Below are 23,275 nucleotides of genomic sequence, written 5' to 3'. Positions count from 1 at the left end.
TCAGCTAGGAATGAGGGTAGATAGCTGAGGAAGCATTGGTCCGAGGCAGCCGTTGCCACACAAGCGTCCCTCTTGGCCGAACACTCCTAGTTCGTCCTTCTGAAATGGCAGGAAACCTTGACCATCCGCGCAATTTCTTCGGCCACGGCGGTGGCACCGTCCGCTCGATGCAGGACGTAATAGTCGACCGATGGCGGCGCAGGTTCCGTCTTGACGACCTGCAGCGTTCCTCGTGAGATGTCCTGTTTGAAATAGTCGAGCGGCAGCGCGCTGATACCTAACCCTGCTGCGGTCAACTGACCGATGACGGGCAGACTGTTGGTCCGAAGCGCCTCTTTCGTCGAAACACCATGTTCTCTTAGCCAGTCCTCGTGGAGTTTCGAAACGGCAGACGTTGGAGACTGCATCAATAGCGGGTACGCCGCTAACGCGGCCACCTTCTGGATGCCGCGCGGCATGCCGATCAGGGGACTCGCCATCCAGACAATCTTCAGATTCGAGAGGAACGTCGCCCGGTACCGCTTGTGCCAGTTGCCGCTACCCGGCACAACAATCAGATCAAGAGAGCCATCTTCGAGTCGATCCGTCAGGTTACCGCTCGCGTCGACGTCCGGATCGAGCACGAGGCGCGGAAATTGCGCTCTCACGTTTGCTACGAACTGCGGCAGCCACGTGAGCGCACAGAGCTCCGTTACCCCAATGTGAAAGCGTCCAACGAACGGATCGCCTTTATCGATCTGCGTGCCCATCCGCTCGACAACATCAAGCATCTCTGCCGCCGTTTCAACTAACGCCCGCCCCTGAACAGTCAGCACCGGTCGCTTCTGACTGCGATCGAACAACATAACCGCAAGCGCGCCTTCCAGTTCGATCACCCGCTTGGACACCGCAGATTGAGTGGTATGCAAATGCGCTGATGCCGCGCTGAAACTACCGAGTTTCGCGGTCCAGTAGAACGCTTCCACCTGCTTGAATGTCACGTTCATCGTACATGCTCCGTCAGGATTATTCTTCGTAGATATCTCCGAAAATATATCGCTTTTTGGCGTTTTTGTGGCGACCTAGACTCCGAATCATCGACTTGCCCCATTCCCGGTCTCGAGCCGGAAAGAACCAACGGAGTTCGCCATGCTTCAAGCTGGAATACGAAATTTGCACCGCGTGGAAGGAACCTCTCAGGCACTCCGCGAGCGCCTCGCCGGCCTCCCCACCGCGATCCTGAGCGACAGTATGTTCAGATCATTCGGCACCGCCCATCTGATCGCAATTCATTCGGCTGGAAAACTCGTGGGTAACGCCGTGACGGTCAGAACCCGTCCGGGCGACAATCTGATAATCCACAAAGCCTTCGACTCACTCGAAGCAGGCGACGTACTGGTCGTGGACGCAGGTGGATCGTTGGACAACGCCATCATCGGCGAATTGATCATGCAGATGGCCATCGAGAAAGGTGTGAAGGGCATTGTCGTCGATGGCGCCGTGCGTGACGTCGCGGCTTTCCGTGCCGCTGGATTCCCGTGCTATGCGCGTGGCGTGACGCATAAAGGACCGTACAAGGACGGACCTGGTGAAGTGAACGTCCCCGTTGCAATCGACGGCATGGTTGTTCACCCTGGCGACGTGATCATCGGCGACGAAGACGGTCTCCTCGCGATCCGCCCTGACGATGCAGAAAGCGTCCTGACCAAGGCATTGACCCTGATCGAGAAAGAGAGAGAAATCATGACACGTATCCGCGCCAACTCACTCGATCGTCAGTGGATCGAACCATTACTTCAACAGCGTGGCTATAAGGTCTGAGATGTCCGTTATGTTCCTTACCCCCTCCGATCGACTCAGCCGCATCAAGCCCTCGCCCAGTTCAGTTGCCCGCGCTCGCGTTCTGGAACTCATGCAACAGGGACGCCAGATACTCGACCTGACAATCGGCGAGCCTGACTTCGATACACCAGGCCACGTAAAGGCTGCGGGCATTTCAGCGATAGAACGAGGCGACACAAAATACACGGGGGCGGCCGGCACAATCGAACTCCGTCGTGCCATCGCCGGTAAATTGGAGCGTGAAAATGGTCTTCGCTTCGAGCCCGCGCAAATTTTTGTCGGCGCCGGCGCGAAGCAGGTTCTGCACAATGCATTCGCAGCAACGCTCAATGCCGGCGACGAAGTCATCATCCCCGCGCCCTACTGGGTGTCCTATCCCGACATGGTTCTGCTCAGCGACGGCGTACCCGTCGTGGTGCCGACGAGCGTCGACAACAGCTACAAGTTGACACCCTCTGAGTTGGAAGCCGCGATCACACCACGCACACGCTGGGTGATTCTGAATTCACCGAACAATCCAACCGGTGTGTCATACACGCGCGCCGAACGACGGGCTCTTGCCGACGTTATCCTGCGCCACGATGGCGTATGGTTAATCACCGACGATATCTACGAGCACTTTCACTACGACAGCGGCAGATCCATCTCGCCCGTCGAGGCCGCGCCTGAACTTATAGACCGTACGCTGATCGTGAATGGCGTATCGAAGTCGTATGCAATGACTGGCTGGCGAATCGGTTACGGCGCAGGCCCCGCGGCACTGATCAATTTGATGGTGACGTTGCAGTCGCAAACAACCTCCTGCGTATCGTCGATCAGCCAGGCTGCCGCTGTGCAGGCCCTCAATGGCCCGCAGGACTTCGTCGCTCAGTGTGTCGCCGAGTTCAAGGAGAGGCGGGACCTAGCGATGTCGATTCTCAACACAGTGCATCTGCTTCGCTGCGTGACGCCGAGCGGCGCCTTCTACATTTTCCCCTCATGCGCAGGCGTGATCGGGAAAAGAACGCCTGCAGGCCGTGTTATCGAAACCGACTTCGATTTCTCGATGTATCTGCTGGAGGAAGTAAGTGTGGCCGTACTGGATGGTGCCGCGTATGGCATGTCGCCTTCCATCCGGCTGTCGTTCGCGACCAGCATCGATATTGTCAAGACGGCCTGCCTGCGCATCAAGGAAGCGTGCGAAGCCTTAACCTGAATCGCTCACTGGATTGCTACGAACCATGAAGAAGATACTCTCTGTACTATGCGTCACAGTGCCAATGAGCGTGCTGACTGCAAGCCCGTCTCACGCCGACGAACTGAGCACGATCAAGGAACGCGGAACGCTGGTGTGCGGCACGCTCGGCACCGTCGATCCGTTCAGCTTTCTGGACCCAGGCACACGTGAGACGGTCGGCTACGACGTTGACATGTGCCGAGCGATCGCCAACGCGCTAAAGGTCAAGCTTCAGATCAAGTTGATCTCGGTCGATGCGCGAGTTCCGGAACTGGCGCAAGGCCGAGTCGATATTCTGGCCGCCAATCTCGGCTACACAAAGCAGCGCGCGGAACAGATCGATTACAGCGACGCGTACTTCGTCGGACCTTCCAAACTGCTCGTGCGCAAAGACTCGGGTATCACGACGTTTGAACAGCTGGCCGGCAAACGCATTGCCGTCGTCAAGGGTTCATCCGCCGAGCCAATCGTCAGAAAGATGTTCCCTTCGGCATCAATCATCAGCTTTCCCGAGCCGACGAGTGGCTTTCTCGCCGTTGTTCAGGGTAAAGCCGACGCACTGTGTGCGTCCGAACTCGCTCTGATCAAGATGCAGAGGCAGGCAGCCAGTGCGACTCCATTGAGCATTATTGCTAATCCGGTCTACGTCGAGTCATGGGGTCTGGGCATCCGCAAAGGCGAACCCGCGTTCAGGAAAACCGTGAACGACGCACTCACAGACCTTGAACGTTCCGGGCGCGCGACGACGATCTTCAACACCTGGCTTGGTGACGGCAGCCCGTACAAGATCAAGCGCAGTTTCACCATTGAACCCATCCGTGACTAGCGCCGCGTCGGCGCAAAAAAATATCAGGAACGGGAGGAGACCCAATGCACTACCGATTCGATTTCGGCGCTGTACTGCAAGGCCAATATCTTGACTGGCTGCTAAGTGGACTCGGTGTGACTGTGGAGCTCTTCGTGCTCGCATGGGCATTGAGCTTTCTGCTCGCGGTGGTTCTCGCCGTTCTGCGCCTCACGGGATTCCGGCCAGCCGAATGGCTGGTTGGTGCATATGTCGAATATCACCGCAACGTCCCACTGCTGGTCCAGTTGCTCTTCTGGTATTTTGCAGCGCCTGAACTTTTCCCGGCACCGGTTCGGGAGTTTCTCCGGCTTCACGGCAGCGAGTTCCCACTTGCACTCGTCGCACTGGTGTTGTGTGCGGCGGCTTATGTTTCAGAAGATCTCCGCAGCGGCGTCCGGGCTATCCCCCGCACACAGGTCGAGGCTGGACGCGCGCTAGGGCTGTCCTACCTGCAGGCGGCTCGTCTCATTGTTATTCCTCAGGCCGTACGGATCTCGGCGCCGTCGCTCATCAATCAGGCCTTACTGCTGTTCAAGAACACGAGCCTGGCCATGGCCATCGGTGTTGCCGAGTTAACTTACCAGGCCAAAGAAGTCGACAGTAATACCTTCAAAACATTCGAAGCATTTGGCGTCGCCACCGTCGCGTACTTGCTGGTCTCGTTTTCAATCATGTACGCGGGCAGCTTTGCCTCGAAACGGTTCGCGGTTGCGGGAGCGAGGAAATGATCGACATCATTCGTACCTATTGGCAAACGCTCCTGGTCGGCCAATATCCGCAGGGGCCGCTCGGTGGCGTTGCATTGACGATTCTGATGGCGGTCGTATGCATTGCCGTGTCTTTACCACTCGCGCTTGTGCTGGCGCTATGCCGCACCAGTATGTACCGTCTTTTGCGCTGGCCGGCTTTCGCCGTCATCCAGTTCGTGCGCGGCCTGCCCCTGATCATGTTTATCTTCTGGGCCTACTTCCTCCTGCCTGCGCTCATTCACCTGACTGTTTCAGGCGTCACAACACTTCTGTGCGCATTAGTCGTCTACCAGTCGGCCTATCTCGCCGAGGTCCTCCGATCCGGAATCGAAGCCATTCCGCATGGGCAGATTCAAGCGGCCCGTTCCCTTGGGCTCGGCTACTTTCGCACGATGCGTTTCGTGGTGATCCCTCAGGCGCTATTCAACGTCATGCCTAGCATTCTGAGTGAGTTCATTTCGACCATCAAGGAAACGTCGCTCGGCTATGTGGTCGGTGTTCAGGAATTGTCGTTCGCCGCCAATCAGGTCAACAACATGCTGATGGTCAAACCGGTGGAGGTCTACACGCTACTCGCCGGAATCTATTTTGTTGTGTGCTTTTGCCTGACACGCGCCGCACGACTCGTTGAGCGCAGCGTCAATCAGCGCAGGTCGGGACAAGGTCCAGTGACGACGAACCGTTTTATCAAATTGGCGAGCGTGCAAAATGATCAAGCTTGAAAACGTGGACAAGTGGTACGGCAGTTATCACGCACTGGTCGCAGTGACGGAGACCGTCAGGAGTGGCGAAGTCGTTGTGATCTGCGGCCCTTCCGGATCTGGAAAATCGACCCTTATCCGCACCGTCAACGGGCTGGACAATATCGACCGCGGATCGATCAGCCTGAACGGGCAAGCTGTCCATGCGAAGCAAACCAATCTGAATGCGCTACGCGCTCAGGTGGGTTTCGTATTCCAGCAGTTCAATCTTTTTCCTCACATGACGGTACTCAACAATCTTCTGCTTGCACCGACGACGCTGCGCAAAATGTCGCGTAAAGAGGCCGAAGCACATGCACACGGCCTCCTGGGCAAGGTCGGCCTCGGACACAAGGCAAATGTTTTTCCGGGCACGTTATCCGGCGGCCAGCAACAACGTGTGGCGATCGCGCGTGCATTGATGATGCGACCCAAAGTCATGTTGTTCGATGAACCGACCAGCGCACTGGATCCGGAAATGGTGGGCGGAGTGTTGCAGGTGATGAAGGGGCTGGCAAAGGAAGGGATGACAATGATGTGCGTCACTCACGAAATGGGCTTCGCGCGCGAGGTCGCGGATCGCGTCATTTTCATGGATGCGGGAGAAATACTCGAACGAGCATCGCCCCATGCTTTTTTCTCTTCGCCACAGCATCCACGCGCAAAGCGGTTTTTACAGGATGTTGCCGCGCATTGACCATCTCATACGCCGAGAATCGTCACGCGGGCGGCGTCCAAAGAAGATTCTCTGCACGACGGTGTATCGAGTCTACAAAATGCACCCGGCATCGGATTGCATTCGACCGTAATACACGGGTCCACCTGCGGGTGGAGCGTGACGCTGCATACCGTGCTGTCGTCGCCCCGCGAATTTCCGGGCGGCCAGGACGGTTTGTGCAGCGGGCTCGACGCGGGACAACCGTATTTGATTCTTGTGCGTGCGGGCTTCGAGGTCAATCGCCGGCATCCGAGTTCAGACGGCTGAACCGATCAGACGCAGAGCGCGGCAGCGTCAAGATTCGCATTCGGCTTCGCGTCTACGTCGACGACAGAATCGGACAGGATAATTATCAATTCCTGTCAATCAGGATAACGCACGCAGAAGTCCGGCGGCATGACGTCGTCGCGCGGGCGCAGTGGTTGCCGTCACTTCGGACACGGACAAATGCCGCATCTCAGTCGCTGTTCCATCGACGTTCAACGAGGCACCAAGCGGAAACAAAATTGCCAGATCCTCTATTCCGAATCCGATGCTGCGAAGACCGCAAGCACCATCGCCGTCACACCGACGCTTCCTTTGCGATCCACGAACAACGGGTCAGTCGATTTACGGGCGACTTGTAAATTCGTCGCGCGTCTGCGCCCTGCGGGCACCGCCAGCCACTCTGTCGGAGCTACATTCAGATTCAGGATATTCGAATGCTGCTCGTAATGTTTCTCACAGACCTTTAGTTTTCCTGTTCTTACAGTCAGGCAGACTGGAGCCGGGGCAATCACAAGCCGAAGCCAGTTTTCTTCCGGATGCCCAGCCAGCACCACCCATTCACGTTCCGGAAAGTCCACCACCGGAAAGGGCATCCATACCGGTCCCGATAAGGATGTCGCATCCGCGGCCTCGTTCAGAAAGCAGGCAAAGCTGTCGAGACACGCCTGAGCGAAGACGTGCAGAATCACCCAGCGGTCCGTCGCCCTGCTCCACTGGGGCAGGCCAACTGGCGCGAACAGCGAAAGCCAGACAAGGACGCCGAGGAATCCATGGTCGCCTTTGACCAGCAGATGGGAAGGGACGCCGATCCCCTCCCATTTGGACCGCCACCGAAGCAGGGCCTGCGCTGCCGGACAGAAAGGGGGCGTTGAGCGTGCATCGAGCCGCCACGTTAGATAACGGGCCGCTGTGACCACACAGGCGCGATGCCGGTTTCCGATGTGGTGCATGACATATCGTTTGATAGCCTTGTAACACGCGACGGCATCCGTCAGTATTTCGTCGGCGGTTTTTACCCGGGACGCGTGGATCCACGCCGCAGTGTCGGTTCGTAATTCGTCATCCGGTCGCTGAACTGCCCAGCTACGGTCACGGTGGCGAATCGACGCGTACTGATCGGCCTCAGTATGTCCCCGCACGATGCGGTGACAGAATGCGTCTGCCGCATCAGTGTCGCTTCCGCGGCGCGGTGCCGAAGCCAACCATGCACCGTGATCAGCGGTCCGGTCGAACGGACGCAGAAGTCGCCCCACGTTGGGAGGTCTGCGCCCAAACCAGCCACGGGCAAGAGATTGCGCCACGCTATACCGGTAGGTGGGGGACAGCCGCAATGCGCGATCATCGATGCTGCGAAGCGCTGGCGCCCAGTCATGCCCGCATGCCGGACAACTGAACGGCGACCGGAAAATGCTCGCCCGCAGGCGATAGCCGACCATCGTCCGGCCACATTGCGCACAGCGGTCGCGAAGCCTGCAACCGTGAACCGGACACGTGTCGCAGCCTGCAAACTGGAATGCGGTAAGGTGAACGCCTCGCGCCGCACACTGCGGGCACCAGCGTAGCGTCGGATCGCTTTCGACTTCAGACAGATCCCACCGTGCCAGAAAGGCGGCGGCGACATCGGGCAGCGACATGCGCAGGAGGTACGTCATGCGGAGCAGGTCGAACTGCCGCGCGTCGCGTAAGTCGATGTCCCGCCGTAATGCCCACGGACCTGGCTTGCGCAGGAATATCTCCGCCAGCGCGGTACACGAAAGAGCATTGAGTTGCTGGAACTTGGCAAGCAGCATGAACGCTGATTGCCCAGGTACATTCCAGTCGTCGCGCCAGCAGGATTCACTCTGCGGTAAGTCGTCATCCAGAGGAAGCAGGATTTCGAAGCGGCGTTTCATGATCCGGCAGGCAAGTCGTCGACAAAGACGATACGCAGATCTTCGAGCGCCGCGACGTAATCCGATTCCTCCACCGCCTGCGCCCACAATGCCGGGCTGAGCTCGAATCCCGGTGCATCATGCTTCATGTTCTCACCCAACGCGATTTCCACCGCGCGAGCCGCGTATTCCATCGGAATCTCCATCGTGAAGTCAAAGCGCGCCCGTCGATGAACCTGGCTGAATGCGTTCCAGACCAGCTCATTCTGCTGGCCGAGCCGGAATCCTGCGTCGTATGCCCGCTGGAAGAAGAAGCGCGTAAAGGTCCAGTCGCTTCCTTCCGGAAATACCGACTCGTCGTACGCGCTAAGCGATATCTCCAGATCCGCTGCAGACCGGAAACCCTCGAAGCGCATTTCCTCAATCATGAACCGCGACACGATCTGCGAGGTGTCGATGCTTTGTCTGAACGACGTCTTGCGGTTCAGGATGCCCGGTTGACCGACCAGAAACGTATACATCCGGACGCCGCGACGTTCCATCTCGTCCTGCACATCGCGCAGCCATTCATAGTGTTCGAGCTCGAGACGCTGTGCTTCATCGACAAACACGATCAGCGATTTTCCAGACGCGCGCTCCACCATCTCCGCCAGCCTGTTATACAGACGGAAGCGCCTCTGCAAGGCCGAGCCGCTATCGGGCCGATCATGCCTCGCGGCTGCCAGCAGCATGCCGAAGAAGAGGCTTTCCGAGCGGGACGGATTTTGCGGCATGCCGAGGTGAAGGATGGCGGTACGGGGCAGTTCCTCCCGGAGCAGGCGAACGCAATAGCGGATCGCGTACGTCTTCCCCCAGCGCGTATGACCATAGATGATCGCCCCTGATACGCCGCGCCGGACGCACCGGAGAACCCGCATGTACATCGCGCCAATCGAGGGTGTGGGCACCATGTACCCCTTGTTCAGCAGGGGATGGGTATCAGGCGCCAGCGGACGCGTCATCGAGCGGAGCATCGCGTCAGGAAAACGTGAAGATCCGCGTCAGCCGGATCGACGGCCGCGGACTGCGTGGTTGCGCCCCGGTCTCGGCCGCGGGTTGTGATTGCGCTTGGGGTGACATCCGTCCGGGTACCGCGGGTGGGCTCTCGTGGGACTTCGCCCGATCCGTCAGCATGCGGGCGAGATCGTTCGCACTACGCTGGTGTCTCGCGGCTTCGGACTTCTTGTACGCAAACCATGCCTCGACCGGATCTTCGCCGTCCCGATACGTAATCTTGCGCTGGTGAATGAGTCTGAAGATCTCCTGCCGCACCCGCAATGAGTGCTGGGAAAAACACCACGGCCGTACGGCGGTCAGCACGCCGAGTTCACAGCCATCCATCAAAAAGCCATGCACGTGCCGGATGTCCTTGACATTGAAGTAGAGGCGCAGCTGCTGGCCAATCAGCGACGCGTTGCTCGACAGGATGCGGCTGGTGTACCGCACATATTCGAAGTTGATGTGGGGCCGCACACCGCGTTTTACGCTGCCGCGTACTGTCACCACCCGCGCCTCCTGCAACAGGCACAATGTGCCGCGTCGCGCGGCGGGCAGTGTCCGGATGAGACTCGACTCGCGCGCAAGGAGAAAGTGCATCGCTTCGAGTGGGGTGCGCCCGCCCAGTCCAGTATGCGGTTCACCGTTGTAATCGGCGAGCACCACGTCAACCACGTCTTCAAGCTCATCGAGGGTCATCAGCAGCGATAGATTTCCACCCACATCGTTGAGCGTGCGTTCCACTGCCTGCGGCGCACGGCCTGTCGTCCCGGGCAGGCGATGGGCAAAGTGCGCGGCGAGCTGGTCAAAGAACCTTTCGATGAACGCCCGTTCATTTTTTTCACACAGCGGTCCGTTATCGGCCCAGCAGCCGACGATGCCGGTCAGGCGCTCGAGCGTTGCCTTCGCGAAGTGCGCCTTTGCGGCGTCGAAGCGCAGCGTATTCCAGCACGCCCACGCGGTCTCCGGTATGACCTCTGACGGGAACCCGCCGCCCGAACGCACGCGCAGTCCGGGAATCCGGAAAGCGCGCGGCGCGTGCGGCGTCAGTGCCGCCTGTAATGCTTCAGCGATGTCGTCCTTGTTGTATTCCCGGCCCAAAGCCAGGCGGTAGCCGATCACTGCGCGCGTCGCAACATCCAGCAGCACCAGTATCCAGATCCGGTGCAGCGCGAGCAGCGTTTCGAAGCCAAGCGGATCGTCGACCCTGAGCGTGACGCGCAGATCGATCTTGTGACCGTCGAACTCGATGACGTCAAATGGATCGACGGCAGGCTTGCGGACATGTCCGCCGGCGTCTTCCCACGCGTGAGCGATTTGCGTGGCCCCGGCCGCCTGCGCCGCCGCATCAAAGTGCCGGTTTGCAAGATGGCGCACATGCGTCGCCAGCGACCGTTCACCCAGATGCTGCTGGTTGAACGGATAGTCGTGCGCCTCGACGCCGGCCCGCCGGCATTGTTCGAGGAAGTCGCGATGCAGGCGTCGCAGGCCGCGCAATACCTCACGTTCTCCGCCGTTTTTTCGCCGCCGTTCGTCAACCTTTCGTTCGATCCAGTGCGCGATCTCGGGGTAGCGGCGCAGAAGCTGGGTGAACGCACCGCTTGTCCCACCCTTGACGCCGTCACGGGAAAGCGTGACGGCAGCGCTACGACGATACGCGCGCGTATGCCTGTACGGTATCAGCGCACGCACGCCGAAGATCCGACCGTCATCGTGCATCGTGACGCACCGCTCGAACAGCCTGTACAGATCGTTGAGCCGCAGTCCTGTCACGCGACCGATTTCGCGCAAGGAGGTGTGTCCGTCAACAAACAGCGCCATGGCCTGAATACGTCGCTGCAACACATCACGAGCCTCGCCCGACAACGCACCGTCATCGGCGGCCGGCCAGCTAGCGACATCGCGCAGTTCGGCCGGAATCGATTTCCGGTCGAACCGGAGGTCGCCGAAGGCCATCATCTTCATGCGCACACCAGTTGGGTCTGTCGGCTGAGTGGCTCGCGGGCAAGTGTCGGACACCGCAGGCTGCCTTCCAGCACCAGCATGAAGGCGGCAGACCGGACCAGAGTCCCGTCCACGGGCAATAACCGGCTTTCGAGTTCGCCCACCGTTGCGCCCTCCCCGCATGCGGCCAGCGCGCGTTGCTTGATTTCGTCGGTTACGAAAGTGTGATCGGCTGCAACGTGGTGAATTATGGTCGCCTGATTCCGCTGCAGGATATCCACTGGCGCACGTTCGTCCGCACCAATCACGCAAACCTGTATCCCGGTTTTCCGTGCCCACGCGTCGAATGCCGCGAATCGCAGAGGTTGCGCCGCGGGCGACTGCAGTTCGGAACCGCGCAATACGATCAGAAAGTGTTCGCTGTCACGCCCGCGCACCCAGAAATCGACCATCCGGGCGGGCCGGATGTCGGGAACGCGAAGCGGGCGTTCGCAGTATGCGACGACATCGGGATTGAACTCGAGCTGCAGCCAGGCGTTCAAAGCCCGATAACCGAACAGGGTGAGCCGCCGGTCGACTTTGGGTCCATAGACATCGTAACGATGCGTCCCATAAGGGCGCACATCGTCAATCGCACGGACAAACCGCAGGTGGGCCATTGCCGCCCTCAGTTTTCCAACACAATTACCCAGTTGTAGTACAAAAACGAAAGAAACGACGCGGACAGTGACCAGGCGGGGGCCGCGCTGTTTCAGCGCCGAGAGAACATGTTGGGCTGGAGCATCCCCAGCCGCCCCCCGCTTGATGCCAAAGCCAGTAATGGGTCCAATCCGCCTCGTAGCGATCAATACGTTTTACGTTTCAATCAATACAAATTCGGTGGCAAGCTCGGTGACCGGCCTGCTGTAGACGAAAAACGCGCTCACCAAACGCGTCTCACCCGCGAAACCCGCGCGTTTTCGTGAAACATTGTCTTTTAAGTTTCCGGAAGTCCATACCACACAAGGACTTCGGGACGAGCCCCGTTCGACGCCAGATGTTTCACGGTCGTCTGGCCTCCTGCGCCAGTGCAGGCCGTTGCCAAGGCTCGAATCCAGAACTCGCAGCATGACGGCGGATCCGCCATCACCGAAGTTTCCAACATTCTGTTCAGTTCTCCGAAGTTTCAAACTTTCACTTCCTGGAGGCCGGAAGTGAATCTGGAAGCGGCCGGGCGGCGGAGCCCGAGAACTCAGGGAGTTGCGTCTCCGGCGGTGCTATCACTTTTCCTTCACTCGACGGCTGACCCATGATGTTGAAGACGTCGAGTTCCACGATCTGCCGGACACACCGGTCCAGCCGGCTGGCGCGCTGACCGGCACCCGAAGCCGGTCGCGGCGCGCCCGGCGCACACAGGCTCACGCACGCCGGATCGGGCTGCAACACCTTGCGTTCTTTCGCGGCTATATCGAAGGACTGGACCTCGGGGATCTCGCCGACCAGTACCTCGAGTTCGGCCGCGACGCGCGCAAGGCGGCGGCCGCGCGCACCTGGCTGGTCACGGCGTTCGTCGCCGCCGCGCGCAAGCGTCAGGACTTCGCGACCGCGCGGCTGCTCGCAATCCGCCCGGCGGCGCTCGCCACCCCGGCCACGGCGGAAACGGCTGCCGTCGCCGCGCCGTCGCTGGAGGAGTTCGCCGCCGAGCACGACCCGGACGGCTTCCATACGGAAAAGGACCTGCTCGAGCTGTTCACCGCGCACCACGCCAGCCCGGGCCCGGACGCCACTGCGACGCTGCGCCGACAGCAGCGCAACGCGCGCCTGCGGGTCCGGCAGATGGCGGCGCTCGACGCGCTGGCCCGCCTTGTGGTTGAGGATCCGAAACCTGAGCATCACGTGCTCGGCTGGTTCGACACTGCCGTGGCGCTGCGGCTGTCCGATGTCGGGATCACCACGATCGGCAGGCTGGTCGGGACCATCAACGCCGTTGGCTACCGCTGGTACCGGGACGTGCCGCGGCTGGGCGAGACCGGCGCCCGGCGCATCGCGGCGTGGCTGGAGCATTATCGTGACGTCGACGGCCTCCGGCTCACGGTCGACGCACAGGTACACCCATCGGCGCGCACCCTGCCGGTCCCACAGCTGCGCCGCGAGCCGGTAACGGGCATCGTGCCGCTGGAGTATTTCCTTATCCCGCCGGACCTTGACGGTTCGAGCGGTGCAAATCGCAATCTGATCAAGAACAACAGCAACGCCCGGAACGACAAACAGGCGATCGAATTCTGGCTGGCCGACTACGAGAATCCGAATACGCGCGAGAAGTACCGCGCCGAAGCCGAACGGTTGCTGCTGTGGGCGATCCTGGCGAAGGGCAAGCCGCTATCCAGCCTCGATATCAACGACGCGCGCGAGTACGTGAACCTCTTCCTCGTTGATCCCCAGCCGGCCGCGCGATGGGTGAAGGAAGGGCCGGTGCCGCGCAGCGACCCGTCCTGGCGGCCGTTTCGCGGCCCGCTGTCAGTCAAGAGCCGCCAGGACGCGCTCGCTGCGCTGAAGAAATGCTTCGGCGATCTCGTCAATGCGCAGTACCTGGACCACAACGCGTTCGCGAAGATCAGGGTGTTCCTGGGCAGCGAAACTGACGAGGCCGGCAATGAGCGGCGGGTCGCTGCAAAGCCGCGCGTTCAGGTGGAGCGAAGCCTGACGAAAGAGGCGTGGGTGTTCGCGATGCGCGTGCTAGGAGCCCAGCCCGACTCGGCTTCGGCCGCCAGAATGCGTTTTGTGCTCGCCTTCGCGTACAGCACCGGCTTGCGCCGTTCAGAACTATGCGGCGCTTTTACCGACGACATCACCGTACGCTATGCCGATGCGGACCTCGGCTCGATCCACCAGCTGCGGGTCGTGGGGAAAGGCGCGAAGGAACGCTTCATTCCGCTCGTGCCGGCCGTGCTCGAGGCGCTCGGCGACTATCTCCTAGCGCGCGGCTTGCCGCGCGATCCACTCGCCTGCCCGGTCGGCACCGCGCTCATTCCGGCCCTGCCCGACAACCGCGACATTGGCCGTGTGCGCCGCGAAGCGGCTGGGAACGGCACCGACGCGGATGAGGTAACCGCGGCGCTGGCCGCCCTCGCCCGCCAGGCGAAACCGATCCATCACGATCAGCTATACAAGGCCGTGAAACGCTTTTTCGCGACGGCGACCGCCGCGGCGTTGCGCGAGGACTCCCCCCACGCGCGAGCTTTCAGCGCGGTCAGCCCCCACTGGCTGCGGCACACGTTTGTGTCGCATGCGCTCGCCAACGGCATGAGCCTCGAAAGCGCACGGAATTTTGCGGGCCACGACTCGCTCGATACCACGTCCATCTATGCGACAGCGGAACTGGGCCGTCAGTACCGGGAAGCCGAACTGTTCCTGCGGCAGGCGGGCGCATAAGAAAGGTTCGGGAGTCGCGCTAGGCAACTGGCGGCCGCTGGCGACACTTAATCGCGACGTTCGCTGTCAGATAGCGTGCGTCGGTCCGTCAGCGGAGAGGTTCGGCGGCTGTGACGCGGCGGCCTGAGCGGTCAGCGTCGAGACCGACACGAGTCCCGCACCCACGAGAAACTCGTCGACCGGCATGGACACCACGGGTACGCCCCCTTTCAACCCGACCACGCTGTCGTTAAACCCGCGCCCTCTTCCGAGCCCCTTGCCAGCCTTGGCCACTACGACTTCCCCCGCGTACGCCTTGAAGGCCAGGTAATCGACGCCGATCTTTCTGCACATCGATTTATTCAGCGCCAAGGCGGCCGGGTGCGGTTGGTCGGGACCGGCTTTGTCGTCCGGCGCGTCGTTCGCCCAACTCCAATACTTTCGGCCTTCCAGGCTCAGCAGCGAGCCATCCGCTTTTAATTTTCCAAAGACGAGGACATGAGGCGCCTTTTCACGTCCCATCAACTCGTCAAATTTCAGCTTCGCCTGCCGGATGGTGCCGTCGCTCACTCCGTTTTCTTTCAGGTACTTCGTTCGTTCAGGGCTTGTGCTCGGGTATTTTTTCTTCTCGCCTGGACCAATGTCGTGCTCCGTCGCCTTAAACTCGATCAGCAGCCATTGGTCCGCGGCCTTCGCCATCGCATCGCCCCACTCCTCCGCCGTGCCGGCTAGAGGCGCGGCAAAATCCCACTCTGGCAGACAAGTCTGAACGAATGCCCATTCAACGGTTTTTTCGAAATGTCTCGGACCGGGGGGCGGCGATGATGATTCCGAACGGGGTTTGCTTTCGATTTTTCCGGCAACCTCCGCCGAAAGATCGATAAGCGCTTTAAGAGCAGCTATTGATGCCCTCGGTGATACGACCACTCGCTTCAGGGTGACCGGTGATCGGTCGTCGTGCGCAAGCTTGTTGACGTCGATACTGGTCGGGCGTTTGATTTCGTTCTTCATATGTTGTGACGCTCTTTCTTGGTTTCGCGATCTGACATCGCTCTGAGTGCGCCCGCCTGCGTTTGGGTTCGCAACTTCCCGTGCTACGCCCCTGCCTAGAAGCAACTGCCGCGCGGAGCGCGGCATCGGTAGAGAATGCTCAAATTCAGTATATAAGGTCCGACTTGCATCGCGGGAAGCCGCCCGCGCAACGGCAAGCTGAATCGGATCTTGGAGACTTCGTACAACGACAAGCGCGCAATGTTAAAGGAAATCGGCACCGAAGTTCGGTTGCTTCGGCGCGAGAAAAGGCTCACTAACTTTCAGGACAGCACACACCATCAGATAGCTACCAGCTACCTGATCGGTACCATTCGGTTGCTCGGCGAGATAGGAAAAATTCTGACCGCCGCATTGCATTGTGATTGCCTAGCAGCACGGTCGGGCAGGTGCACACCCGTACGCTTACGAGCCGACCTGACCGCGTCGACCTCTCCGATTGTTTAGCGTCCTGAATCAATGCAGACGCTCTCAGCATGGCATCGAGTAGCTACTGGATACCAAATTGATAGCTACCATCTAAATTCCGCCGCCGTGCCCTCTTCTACAGGCAGAAAGTAAGCTCGGCGTTTCTCGTTGTTACTCCCGAGCTATCTGATAGCTACCATGTCGCCGTTTTGGGAGCCTGCGAACATCAGCCGTTGGGGATCAATCTCGTTTGCAAGTAGCTATCTGGTAGCTACGGCGCTAGCTTTCTGATAGCTGCGAAGCCCAATGGCGGACGCCCCCTCAGTTTCCTCACGTGGCCGATCCAGAGACCTCCGCGCTGTCATGAATAGATAGCTACTGAATAGCGCTCTAGTAGCTATCCAGTAGCTACTCGTATAGGTTGCGATTGTGCGTCACGCGACCTCGCCCTGCGCGGCTGCGGGTTGCAACTAGATAGCTTTCTTGTTAGCTACCAGATAGCTATCCGGCAGCCATTAACATGGCACCAACCGATCCCCGTGCCCTAAGCGGCGGATAGCTCCAAATGGCGATTCGGTAGCTATCCAGTAGCTACCAGTTCGAGTCAAATTTCCGTACCACCCCGTGCCGTTCCAAGCGGTCCGACGGACGAAATCAACTAGCAGGCTAGCTTTGTCGATAGCTATCTAGTAGCTATTGAGTAGCGCCCAGATAGCTACCTGAGGTAAAGTCGCAACAAATGGCTGCAATGTCTTGGCTACTATGTAGCTATCCGGTATCCTCGCGTAGCTGATAGCTTCCTGGTATCCGATAGCTACCCTCAACATATCGCGAGATAGTTTCTCTGTCTCGCTCACGACGGAGACTTGCATGCCAACAATCGTTTTTGTGAGCCCGAAGGGTGGGGCGGGGAAAACAACTTCCGCGCTCGTACTCGCAGAACAACTTGCCCGAAGCGCCGATGTGACGGTTGTAGACGCCGACCCGAATCACCCGATCCATACATGGGCGAGCGGTGAGAATACGCCGAAGAGACTGCGAGTTGTGTCCGATGCGGACGAAGAAAACATGATCGAGATCATCGAAGAGGCTGCCGCCCAGACTCCGTTCGTGATCGTCGATCTCGAAGGCACTGCGGCGAAGATCGTTCTGCTCGCCGTGAGCCAGGCCGATCTCGTCATCGTACCTACCCAAGGATCGCAACTGGATGCGAAACAAGCATCTCGTGCGCTGCGAGTGATTAAGCAACAAGAGAAGATGTCTCGGCGGCCAGTGCCCTACGGCGTCTTACTCACCCGTACAAGTCCGATCATTCGAACGCGGACCATGGCTCACATCAATACAGCTTTCGCTGACGCCGGAATCACGGTCTTTGCAACCGAACTCAACGAGCGGGAAGCTTTCAAAGCGATGTTCTCCTTCGGGGAGCCACTCGCGCACCTGGATCCCCGTGAAGTTTCCAATCTTGACAAGGCAATCGGAAATGCAGAGGCCTTCGCTACAGAGGTAGTTTCGACGCTGCGGCAGAACAAGGCGGCCTCAGCTACGGAGGCGGCATAACATGACCCGAGTAAACCCCCTTGACGATCTTGCCGATTTCGCTCCAAAGACTTCGGGGGAGCGTCAGAGTAAAGCTCTCCGGCCAGATGTTATTGACAGAATCGCCGCGGACAACAACTTTCCAAGTCGCCAACCGGTTGCACCAGTTCCTCGTGGGAAGCAACCCCGTCGGTACGTGACAGGTCGGAACCAGCAGATCAACATCAAGGCGACTGCAGAGACGATCGCCAAGCTTTATCAAGTTGCAGATGATCTTGGCGTGCCACTGGGTGAGGTATTGGCTCGAGCGTTAGAGGCGCTAGAGCAGAACGAACGAACCTAACTGGTAGCTATCAGTTAGCCAATAGCTACCAGCTTAAACGGCGATTGCCCAGTCGGCGCCGCCGTTCGTTCCTCGCAGCCCCCGCGCGAGCGCGCATCGAACCTCAGTTCACTTGATCAGATCCGGATCGCCTGGTTTCGACGGCCGCGATGCGACCGCGATTGCTTCGTAATACGTCGCGGGCATTAGCCGCCAGACGGGTGCACGACGTAACTTCTATTGGGAGAACAACAACAGGGTTGTTGTTGTGTTTAGAGAAACAACATCTTTAAAACCTTTAGCTGTCAGAAACCCGTGCTGCGTAAGGGCTACAGCCAAGCACGGTCAGGGTTTATGGGGCGATCGGTCAGGGTTTATGGGGCGCGAGCGGGCCCAGAAGTCAGGGTCTGTGGGGTAAGGTCAGGGTCCATGGGGGAACCTGATCTAAAGAACTAAAAATGCGCCGCAACGGACTGATTTATATGAGATTTATAATCTGAGCCGGACCCCGTCAGCGATACAAAGTCGTAGTTTATGGGGCGAAAAGTCAGGGTCTGTGGGGAACGTACAGCCGGTACGGCTGGCAGAGCGTTAGGATCTCCCCACACACCCTGACTTTTCCGTTCAACTACCATTGGAAGTGAGTACTTGCATACCCATAACGCCAGCTAAATTGCGCCTTTCATCCGTGTGGTCGACCGTTTCCGTGCCGTATCTAGCCGCAAAAGCGCCCCAGCAAGCAGGATGCAGAGGAAAGGTCAGGGTTTGTGGGGCTGCGGGAGCATTGAACTACCGCTTCGTCGGGAAGTGGCTTTTGCAGCGAAAGGTCAGGGTCTATGGGGCGAGTGCTCCAAGCGCTTACGACGAAAGGTCATGGTTTATGGGGCGCTTTCTCGACGCCAAGCGGGGAAAGGTCAGGGTTTGTGGGGCGGGTTTGGAAAAGCGGCTTGCGTAAGGTCATGGTTTATGGGGAGCTTTTGGATTACCCGTGGAAGAAAGAGAGGATCTTTCGTCGCGGTATCTCAGCGCAGTCGTGCAAAAGTCATGGTTTGTGGGGAGGCCTTCCAGGGTCGTTCAAGTCAAGATCGTCCTGTAGTGACCGGAAAGGTCATGGTCTATGGGGCGCGCCTAGCTAAAGTCATGCTGCTCGGGTTGAAAATATGACTTTTAGCTTCTACAATCGTCTCCAATCTCGGAGACTGAATGCCGAATATCAAACCCGTTCTCCCTGCAAGCGAACTGCGAAAACACGTTGCAACTGTGCACGTGAGCGGCGAACTCTCGCTCCTCGAGCGCAAGATTGTTAACGTCTTGTTGCTCAACGCTTTCGACGAACTCCTGACGAAGAAGACGCACAAGCTACCGGTCGGCATCTTATGTACGATGCTTGGGTTCGACAGCAAGAACACCGATGCGCTGAAGCGGGCACTTCTCAAGGTAATGTCAACCCCCATCTCCTTCGACCTTCTGCACGAAGGTGGCAAGTCAGACTGGGATGCTTCTCCGTTGATCGGCTATGCGGGCATCAAGAACGGCGTCTGCTCGTATGAGTACAGCGATTGGTTGGCCCAAAAGTTAGCGAACCCCGACATCTATACGCTCATCAACATCAACGTCCAGCGACAGTTCAGCGGCGGCTATGCCCTCGCGCTTTACGAGAACTGTTTGCGCTTTAAGCGTACCGGTTCAACGGGGTGGATTTCGGTGGATACCTGGCGTCGGCTCTTAGGTGCAGACGCAAGCATGTATGACGAGTTCAAGCACTTTTCGAGCGAAGTCATAAAAAAGGCTGTGCAGGAGATCAATCAGGTTTCAAATATCATTGTTACTCCAGAATACAAACGCGAAGCTCGGCGGGTAGTACAGATTCGTTTTCTTGTTGAGGACAATGCACAGCGGTCCGTGTACGACGGCACTGAAGATGAAGACCAGAGGATAATTCGAGAGTCCGATGCATTTACGCGCCTGACTGCGTTAGGCATAGGCGACCGACTGGCGATAAGTTGGATTCAGCAGGAGCCCGAGCGGGCTCTGAAAACCGCGATCTACGTCGAGGAACGTGCTCGAAAGAAGCAGATCAAGGGCAGCGCGGGCGGTTACGCGCGGACTGTATTCGAGAAGGGCAGCGACATTGACATGGCCCAGGTTAATGGCGAGCAAGCGCAGAAGAAGAAAGAGGCATCAGCCGAGCGCGAGAAGGAGAGGGCGCGCGAAGACGCAGCGGATGCACGAGCCAAGCAGACGACGGCCGCCATCAAAGCGCTTTCCCAGGACGAGCGGCGGGAATTGGCGGAGGCATACCTCGCTGATGGGGGGAAGGGCAAGACCTATCAGAAAGAAACCGCGACGTTCAAAGACGCAGTCGAGCGCACGGCATTCACGGGCTGGTTGCGCGCTACGATTTCAGGCCGGGTGAACGCGAAGGCGTGACGACGAAGTGCCCAGTCGGCGATCGGCTGGTGAGGCGCGTTTGCTTCGATGCAGACTAGGGCAATGGTTTGCCCTGACCGAGACCGTCCAACCTAGTCCGTCCCCAGCACAACCCGGACGGCGGTGCTGACAAACCTTTCGAGCCGGGCGATGTGTGGGAACAGCCGCCGAATTTCCGGCGATTCGAGACCAATGTGTACAGACCGCTCGTCTGCTATCGATCGTACTGGCGGCGTGCCACCGTCTTTGCGCGCGTCGATTAGAGCCGATATAAAAGCGTCCACGGTCACCTTTCGCGGTCTTAGAGCCCGGCCATTCGTACGGCGAGTTTTAAAGCAGTCTCGATCTCGTGCAAGCGAAAAATCATCTCTGCGATGTCAGGCGACTCGATCCGAATGTACCGTCCCCCTCGACCGACAGACATTCTGATTGATCTCGGTACGAAGTCTGGTCGTTCTCCGCGGACTAAGGAATCTAAAATCTGTGCGACAGGCAGGTCCGATCGCTCACCGAGTTGCTCCGCATGCTTGACCAATCTTTCAGCACCCATAACCGCGGTCAACTCGTCGAGGGCTTCGACTACTCGAAACGATACACGTCGCTCCGATCCGAACGTACGAACGACCTCGATCGGTAGACGCGCAGCTTTGATAGCCTTCGACACGTGACCCTTCGAAACGGACAGTCCGGCCGACAACTCCAACTGCGTTGACCACACGCGCGATTCAAGCAAGCGCTGATAGAAACGACCATATGTGAGGGCAGACGCCTTCTGACCTCGCAATTGAATCTGATGCTCGAGTGCGTGTTTGCGTAGTTGCACCGAGTTCCTTTCTACAACGCTCATCGTTCACCTCCTGCTCTTTCATAACACGGCCCCTCTAGGCCGACATTTGCATTGTCTGTCTGGCGCGCCGTTGTCAAGTAAGTGGCACGCGCAACTATGAATGTTATTGGTAACAAAGATAGTGTTGTGCGCCATCTACCTAGAGGATTGTCTCATTGATTGCAATAAGACCGTCAACCGGTTGACGGTCTAAATCTGCTAATTCTTAGGTAACTAACTGATTATAAAGAGAACGTTTTCATGGTTTCGATTGCGAAAATGTGAAACTATGAAACCACTTGGCGCGGATAGTAGCGTGAATCGGACGTTGATTTGCCCTAAAAGCTACCGATTTAACGCAGCATTCCGCCGTGAGCCCGTCAACCGGTTGTCGGGGTTGCCGAGTCAAAAGCCAGCAAAAAGCTAGTGACCGAAAAGCCCCCAAAAATCACGGTCCTTTTGCATGACTGGCTTCCCATGCGGGCTGATTCAATTGAGTCGGCCCAATTGGATCAACCGTCATGCGTCTTTTCAGAAGCAAAAAGCAGATTGCCCTTGCCGTCGCCCCTGGCGGCTATTCCGAAGACGATCCCGAAAAGATCATCTTCGATAACGGCGCTCGTCTGCGCGTCGAGGCGAACCACTGGAAAACATTCTGCTTCATCCTGGCATTTATCGCGGGCGGGGCGGTGTACACGCGTAATCCTCCCCCCTCAGAGGTCAAGTCATATGGCGTGTCATCTGACGCAAATGGGCATCCCGTCGTGACCCAATTGACTGCCTACAAGCCCGATGACCAGGCGATCCGTACTGCTTTGCGCGAAACCGTAGAGCGCTGGTTCACGATTGAGCCAGTGCTGACCGATGACATCCAGAAGTCGCGCATGGCCCGGAATATCAATGGCGTCAAGGGCATGATGGTTGGGAACGCGCGCAACCAGTTTGGCGACTGGGTCAAGGGCGACGCGCCGTTTCAGGCGATCACGCTTAATCCAAAACTGGTCCGTGAGCCGAAGGTGACCAACGTTGCCCTGCTCGAGGATTCGACTGCCGTTGTGGAGTTCTCGACGAGCACCACGCAGTCGCCTACAGACAAGCCGGTGGTGCAGAAATACGCGCTGACGTTCCGGTACCAGATTGTTCCCCCGGCCTCCGAAGACGCACTCGGCGCGAACCCGTTCGGCCTCTTCTACCCGCTGTTCTCCATCCAGAAGACCCAATGATGATCGACTCCCGCACGTTCGCCCTGTGGGTGGCCGCCATCGCGTGCGTCGCCGCCTGTCAGCCCGCAGTTGCCGCGAAGAAGGGCGCGCCCGTGTCGGCCGCTTCGTTCGATCTGGCGAGCGCGATCAGCGATCCGATGAGTCCGGTCAATCCGTACAACGCCGGCACTGATCCGATCACGATGCCAGGCGACGCCCGTATGGCCGTATTCCCGTACAGCCGTGACCAGATCTACCGGGTCATGACGGCACCGCTCAAAACCACGACCATCGAGCTCGCGCGTGGCGAGGCGCTGGCGACGGAGCCCGCGCTCGGCGACTCAATCCAGTGGGTGGTCGATACCGATGGTGCGAACCACATCTTCATCAAGCCGATCAAGCCGGGCCTCGTCAACACGCTGCACCTGACGACCAACCAGCGCGAGTACGACATGACGCTCGTCTCGTCGCCGATAGGTGGCCTGTTCTACCAGACCGTGCGATTTAACTACCCCGGTGCGCTGATGGCCAAGGTCCGCGCGCGTGAAGATCGCACGGGTGCGGGCGGCGATACGGGCGAGGGCGCGTCACCAACTAACTCGGGGCCGATCGGCGTATCGCCGGACAAGCTCAATTTTGATTACACCGTGTCGGGCTCCGCACCGTTCCGTCCGGAGACGGTCTTCGATGACGGCAAATCGGTGTGGCTACGGTTGCCAGTCGATGCACCGTTCGCCGTGCCGATCGTCAAGGACCACGGCGACATCGTCACGCCGAACTTCATCCGCCGTGGGCAATACATCGTGGTGCAGGAGATGGCCAGCGAGATCGTTCTGCGCGCTGCAGACGACAAGGTCACCATCAAACGCGATCGACCTGGCCTGTTCGGTTTCTGAGCGC

At 58.8% G+C, this 23,275-nt stretch carries 19 protein-coding genes; 12 read left to right on the top strand and 7 right to left on the bottom strand.

The genetic code is table 11. The annotated features are described in order from the left end of the window. Positions 1-86: 86 nt before the first annotated feature. The gene (locus PQQ86_RS38385) at positions 87-965 is read right to left on the bottom strand and encodes a LysR family transcriptional regulator (RefSeq protein WP_408279503.1); all 879 of its coding nucleotides are present in this window, start codon (positions 963-965) and stop codon (positions 87-89) included. Positions 966-1,161: 196 nt separating this feature from the next. On the opposite strand from PQQ86_RS38385, the gene PQQ86_RS38380 reads away from it, so the two are divergent. The 7 genes from PQQ86_RS38380 to PQQ86_RS38350 all read left to right on the top strand — a co-directional run bounded on the left by PQQ86_RS38380 (position 1,162) and on the right by PQQ86_RS38350 (position 6,358). Further along, positions 1,162-1,800: an RraA family protein gene (locus PQQ86_RS38380; protein ID WP_408279502.1), complete on the top strand. Its 639-nt coding sequence runs from the start codon at positions 1,162-1,164 to the stop codon at positions 1,798-1,800. Between the two features lie 10 nt (positions 1,801-1,810). Continuing rightward, positions 1,811-3,016 (top strand): aminotransferase class I/II-fold pyridoxal phosphate-dependent enzyme, encoded by a 1,206-nt coding sequence (locus tag PQQ86_RS38375; RefSeq protein WP_408279501.1) that lies wholly within the window; start codon positions 1,811-1,813, stop codon positions 3,014-3,016. 25 nt (positions 3,017-3,041) lie between these two features. Then, positions 3,042-3,863 (top strand): ABC transporter substrate-binding protein, encoded by an 822-nt coding sequence (locus PQQ86_RS38370; RefSeq protein ID WP_408279500.1) that lies wholly within the window; start codon positions 3,042-3,044, stop codon positions 3,861-3,863. A 44-nt stretch (positions 3,864-3,907) separates the two neighbouring features. Further along, positions 3,908-4,612, top strand: a complete 705-nt coding sequence (locus tag PQQ86_RS38365) for an amino acid ABC transporter permease (protein WP_408279499.1) — start codon at positions 3,908-3,910, stop codon at positions 4,610-4,612. After that, positions 4,609-5,355 (top strand): amino acid ABC transporter permease, encoded by a 747-nt coding sequence (locus PQQ86_RS38360; RefSeq protein ID WP_408279498.1) that lies wholly within the window; start codon positions 4,609-4,611, stop codon positions 5,353-5,355. The genes PQQ86_RS38365 and PQQ86_RS38360 overlap by 4 nt, the downstream gene beginning before the upstream one ends. Continuing rightward, positions 5,342-6,070, top strand: a complete 729-nt coding sequence (locus tag PQQ86_RS38355; RefSeq protein WP_408279497.1) for an amino acid ABC transporter ATP-binding protein — start codon at positions 5,342-5,344, stop codon at positions 6,068-6,070. Before PQQ86_RS38360 ends, PQQ86_RS38355 begins: the two co-directional genes overlap by 14 nt. Before the next feature lie 138 nt (positions 6,071-6,208). Continuing rightward, entirely contained in the window at positions 6,209-6,358 is a 150-nt protein-coding gene (locus PQQ86_RS38350; RefSeq protein ID WP_408279496.1) for a hypothetical protein, read from the top strand. Positions 6,359-6,609: 251 nt separating this feature from the next. Here the strand turns inward: PQQ86_RS38350 and PQQ86_RS38345 are convergent, their stop codons facing one another. The 5 genes from PQQ86_RS38345 to PQQ86_RS38325 are packed head-to-tail and all read right to left on the bottom strand — an operon-like array spanning position 6,610 to position 12,317. Further along, on the bottom strand, positions 6,610-8,250 hold the full coding sequence (locus PQQ86_RS38345) for a TniQ family protein (RefSeq protein ID WP_408279495.1): 1,641 nt from the start codon (positions 8,248-8,250) through the stop codon (positions 6,610-6,612). Further along, positions 8,247-9,230, bottom strand: a complete 984-nt coding sequence (locus PQQ86_RS38340; protein WP_408279494.1) for an AAA family ATPase — start codon at positions 9,228-9,230, stop codon at positions 8,247-8,249. Before PQQ86_RS38340 ends, PQQ86_RS38345 begins: the two co-directional genes overlap by 4 nt. A gap of 16 nt (positions 9,231-9,246) precedes the next feature. Continuing rightward, on the bottom strand, positions 9,247-11,220 hold the full coding sequence (locus tag PQQ86_RS38335; RefSeq protein WP_408279734.1) for an integrase core domain-containing protein: 1,974 nt from the start codon (positions 11,218-11,220) through the stop codon (positions 9,247-9,249). A 5-nt stretch (positions 11,221-11,225) separates the two neighbouring features. Next, positions 11,226-12,056, bottom strand: coding sequence for a hypothetical protein (locus PQQ86_RS38330; protein WP_408279493.1), 831 nt, complete (start codon positions 12,054-12,056; stop codon positions 11,226-11,228). Positions 12,057-12,062: 6 nt separating this feature from the next. Further along, positions 12,063-12,317, bottom strand: a complete 255-nt coding sequence (locus PQQ86_RS38325; protein ID WP_408279492.1) for a hypothetical protein — start codon at positions 12,315-12,317, stop codon at positions 12,063-12,065. Positions 12,318-12,447: 130 nt separating this feature from the next. On the opposite strand from PQQ86_RS38325, the gene PQQ86_RS38320 reads away from it, so the two are divergent. Continuing rightward, positions 12,448-14,619 (top strand): site-specific integrase, encoded by a 2,172-nt coding sequence (locus tag PQQ86_RS38320; RefSeq protein WP_408279491.1) that lies wholly within the window; start codon positions 12,448-12,450, stop codon positions 14,617-14,619. A gap of 66 nt (positions 14,620-14,685) precedes the next feature. On the opposite strand, the gene PQQ86_RS38315 is transcribed toward PQQ86_RS38320, so the two are convergent. Continuing rightward, a complete protein-coding gene (locus tag PQQ86_RS38315; RefSeq protein ID WP_408279490.1) occupies positions 14,686-15,609 on the bottom strand; it encodes a hypothetical protein in 924 nt (307 codons plus the stop codon). 1,317 nt (positions 15,610-16,926) lie between these two features. Between PQQ86_RS38315 and PQQ86_RS38310 the strand changes: the two genes are divergently transcribed. The 4 genes from PQQ86_RS38310 (at position 16,927) to PQQ86_RS38295 (ending at position 23,271) form a co-directional block, all read left to right on the top strand. Further along, on the top strand, positions 16,927-17,616 hold the full coding sequence (locus tag PQQ86_RS38310) for a ParA family protein (RefSeq protein ID WP_408279489.1): 690 nt from the start codon (positions 16,927-16,929) through the stop codon (positions 17,614-17,616). A 1,504-nt stretch (positions 17,617-19,120) separates the two neighbouring features. Continuing rightward, complete coding sequence (locus PQQ86_RS38305) at positions 19,121-20,347, top strand: replication initiation protein (protein ID WP_408279488.1); 1,227 nt, start codon at positions 19,121-19,123, stop codon at positions 20,345-20,347. 1,347 nt (positions 20,348-21,694) lie between these two features. Further along, on the top strand, positions 21,695-22,396 hold the full coding sequence (locus tag PQQ86_RS38300) for a VirB8 family type IV secretion system protein (protein WP_408279487.1): 702 nt from the start codon (positions 21,695-21,697) through the stop codon (positions 22,394-22,396). Next, entirely contained in the window at positions 22,393-23,271 is an 879-nt protein-coding gene (locus PQQ86_RS38295; RefSeq protein WP_408279486.1) for a TrbG/VirB9 family P-type conjugative transfer protein, read from the top strand. The genes PQQ86_RS38300 and PQQ86_RS38295 overlap by 4 nt, the downstream gene beginning before the upstream one ends. Positions 23,272-23,275: the final 4 nt, after the last annotated feature.

The organism is Paraburkholderia sediminicola, from assembly GCF_046026675.1.
Taxonomy (GTDB): Bacteria; Pseudomonadota; Gammaproteobacteria; order Burkholderiales; family Burkholderiaceae; genus Paraburkholderia; species Paraburkholderia sediminicola_F.
This window is presented reverse-complemented; position numbering and strand designations above follow the sequence as displayed.

What these genes read in the sequence shown, in the direction of transcription:
- PQQ86_RS38365 (WP_408279499.1), top strand. Translation starts at nt 3,908, where the DNA reads ATGCACTACCGATTCGATTTCGGCGCTGTACTGCAAGGCCAATATCTT.
- PQQ86_RS38305 (WP_408279488.1), top strand. Translation starts at nt 19,121, where the DNA reads ATGCCGAATATCAAACCCGTTCTCCCTGCAAGCGAACTGCGAAAACAC.
- PQQ86_RS38300 (WP_408279487.1), top strand. Translation starts at nt 21,695, where the DNA reads ATGCGTCTTTTCAGAAGCAAAAAGCAGATTGCCCTTGCCGTCGCCCCT.
- PQQ86_RS38325 (WP_408279492.1), bottom strand. Translation starts at nt 12,317, where the DNA reads ATGCTGCGAGTTCTGGATTCGAGCCTTGGCAACGGCCTGCACTGGCGC.
- PQQ86_RS38310 (WP_408279489.1), top strand. Translation starts at nt 16,927, where the DNA reads ATGCCAACAATCGTTTTTGTGAGCCCGAAGGGTGGGGCGGGGAAAACA.
- PQQ86_RS38315 (WP_408279490.1), bottom strand. Translation starts at nt 15,609, where the DNA reads ATGAAGAACGAAATCAAACGCCCGACCAGTATCGACGTCAACAAGCTT.
- PQQ86_RS38335 (WP_408279734.1), bottom strand. Translation starts at nt 11,220, where the DNA reads ATGGCCTTCGGCGACCTCCGGTTCGACCGGAAATCGATTCCGGCCGAA.
- PQQ86_RS38340 (WP_408279494.1), bottom strand. Translation starts at nt 9,230, where the DNA reads ATGACGCGTCCGCTGGCGCCTGATACCCATCCCCTGCTGAACAAGGGG.
- PQQ86_RS38370 (WP_408279500.1), top strand. Translation starts at nt 3,042, where the DNA reads ATGAAGAAGATACTCTCTGTACTATGCGTCACAGTGCCAATGAGCGTG.
- PQQ86_RS38345 (WP_408279495.1), bottom strand. Translation starts at nt 8,250, where the DNA reads ATGAAACGCCGCTTCGAAATCCTGCTTCCTCTGGATGACGACTTACCG.
- PQQ86_RS38355 (WP_408279497.1), top strand. Translation starts at nt 5,342, where the DNA reads ATGATCAAGCTTGAAAACGTGGACAAGTGGTACGGCAGTTATCACGCA.
- PQQ86_RS38295 (WP_408279486.1), top strand. Translation starts at nt 22,393, where the DNA reads ATGATGATCGACTCCCGCACGTTCGCCCTGTGGGTGGCCGCCATCGCG.
- PQQ86_RS38360 (WP_408279498.1), top strand. Translation starts at nt 4,609, where the DNA reads ATGATCGACATCATTCGTACCTATTGGCAAACGCTCCTGGTCGGCCAA.
- PQQ86_RS38375 (WP_408279501.1), top strand. Translation starts at nt 1,811, where the DNA reads ATGTTCCTTACCCCCTCCGATCGACTCAGCCGCATCAAGCCCTCGCCC.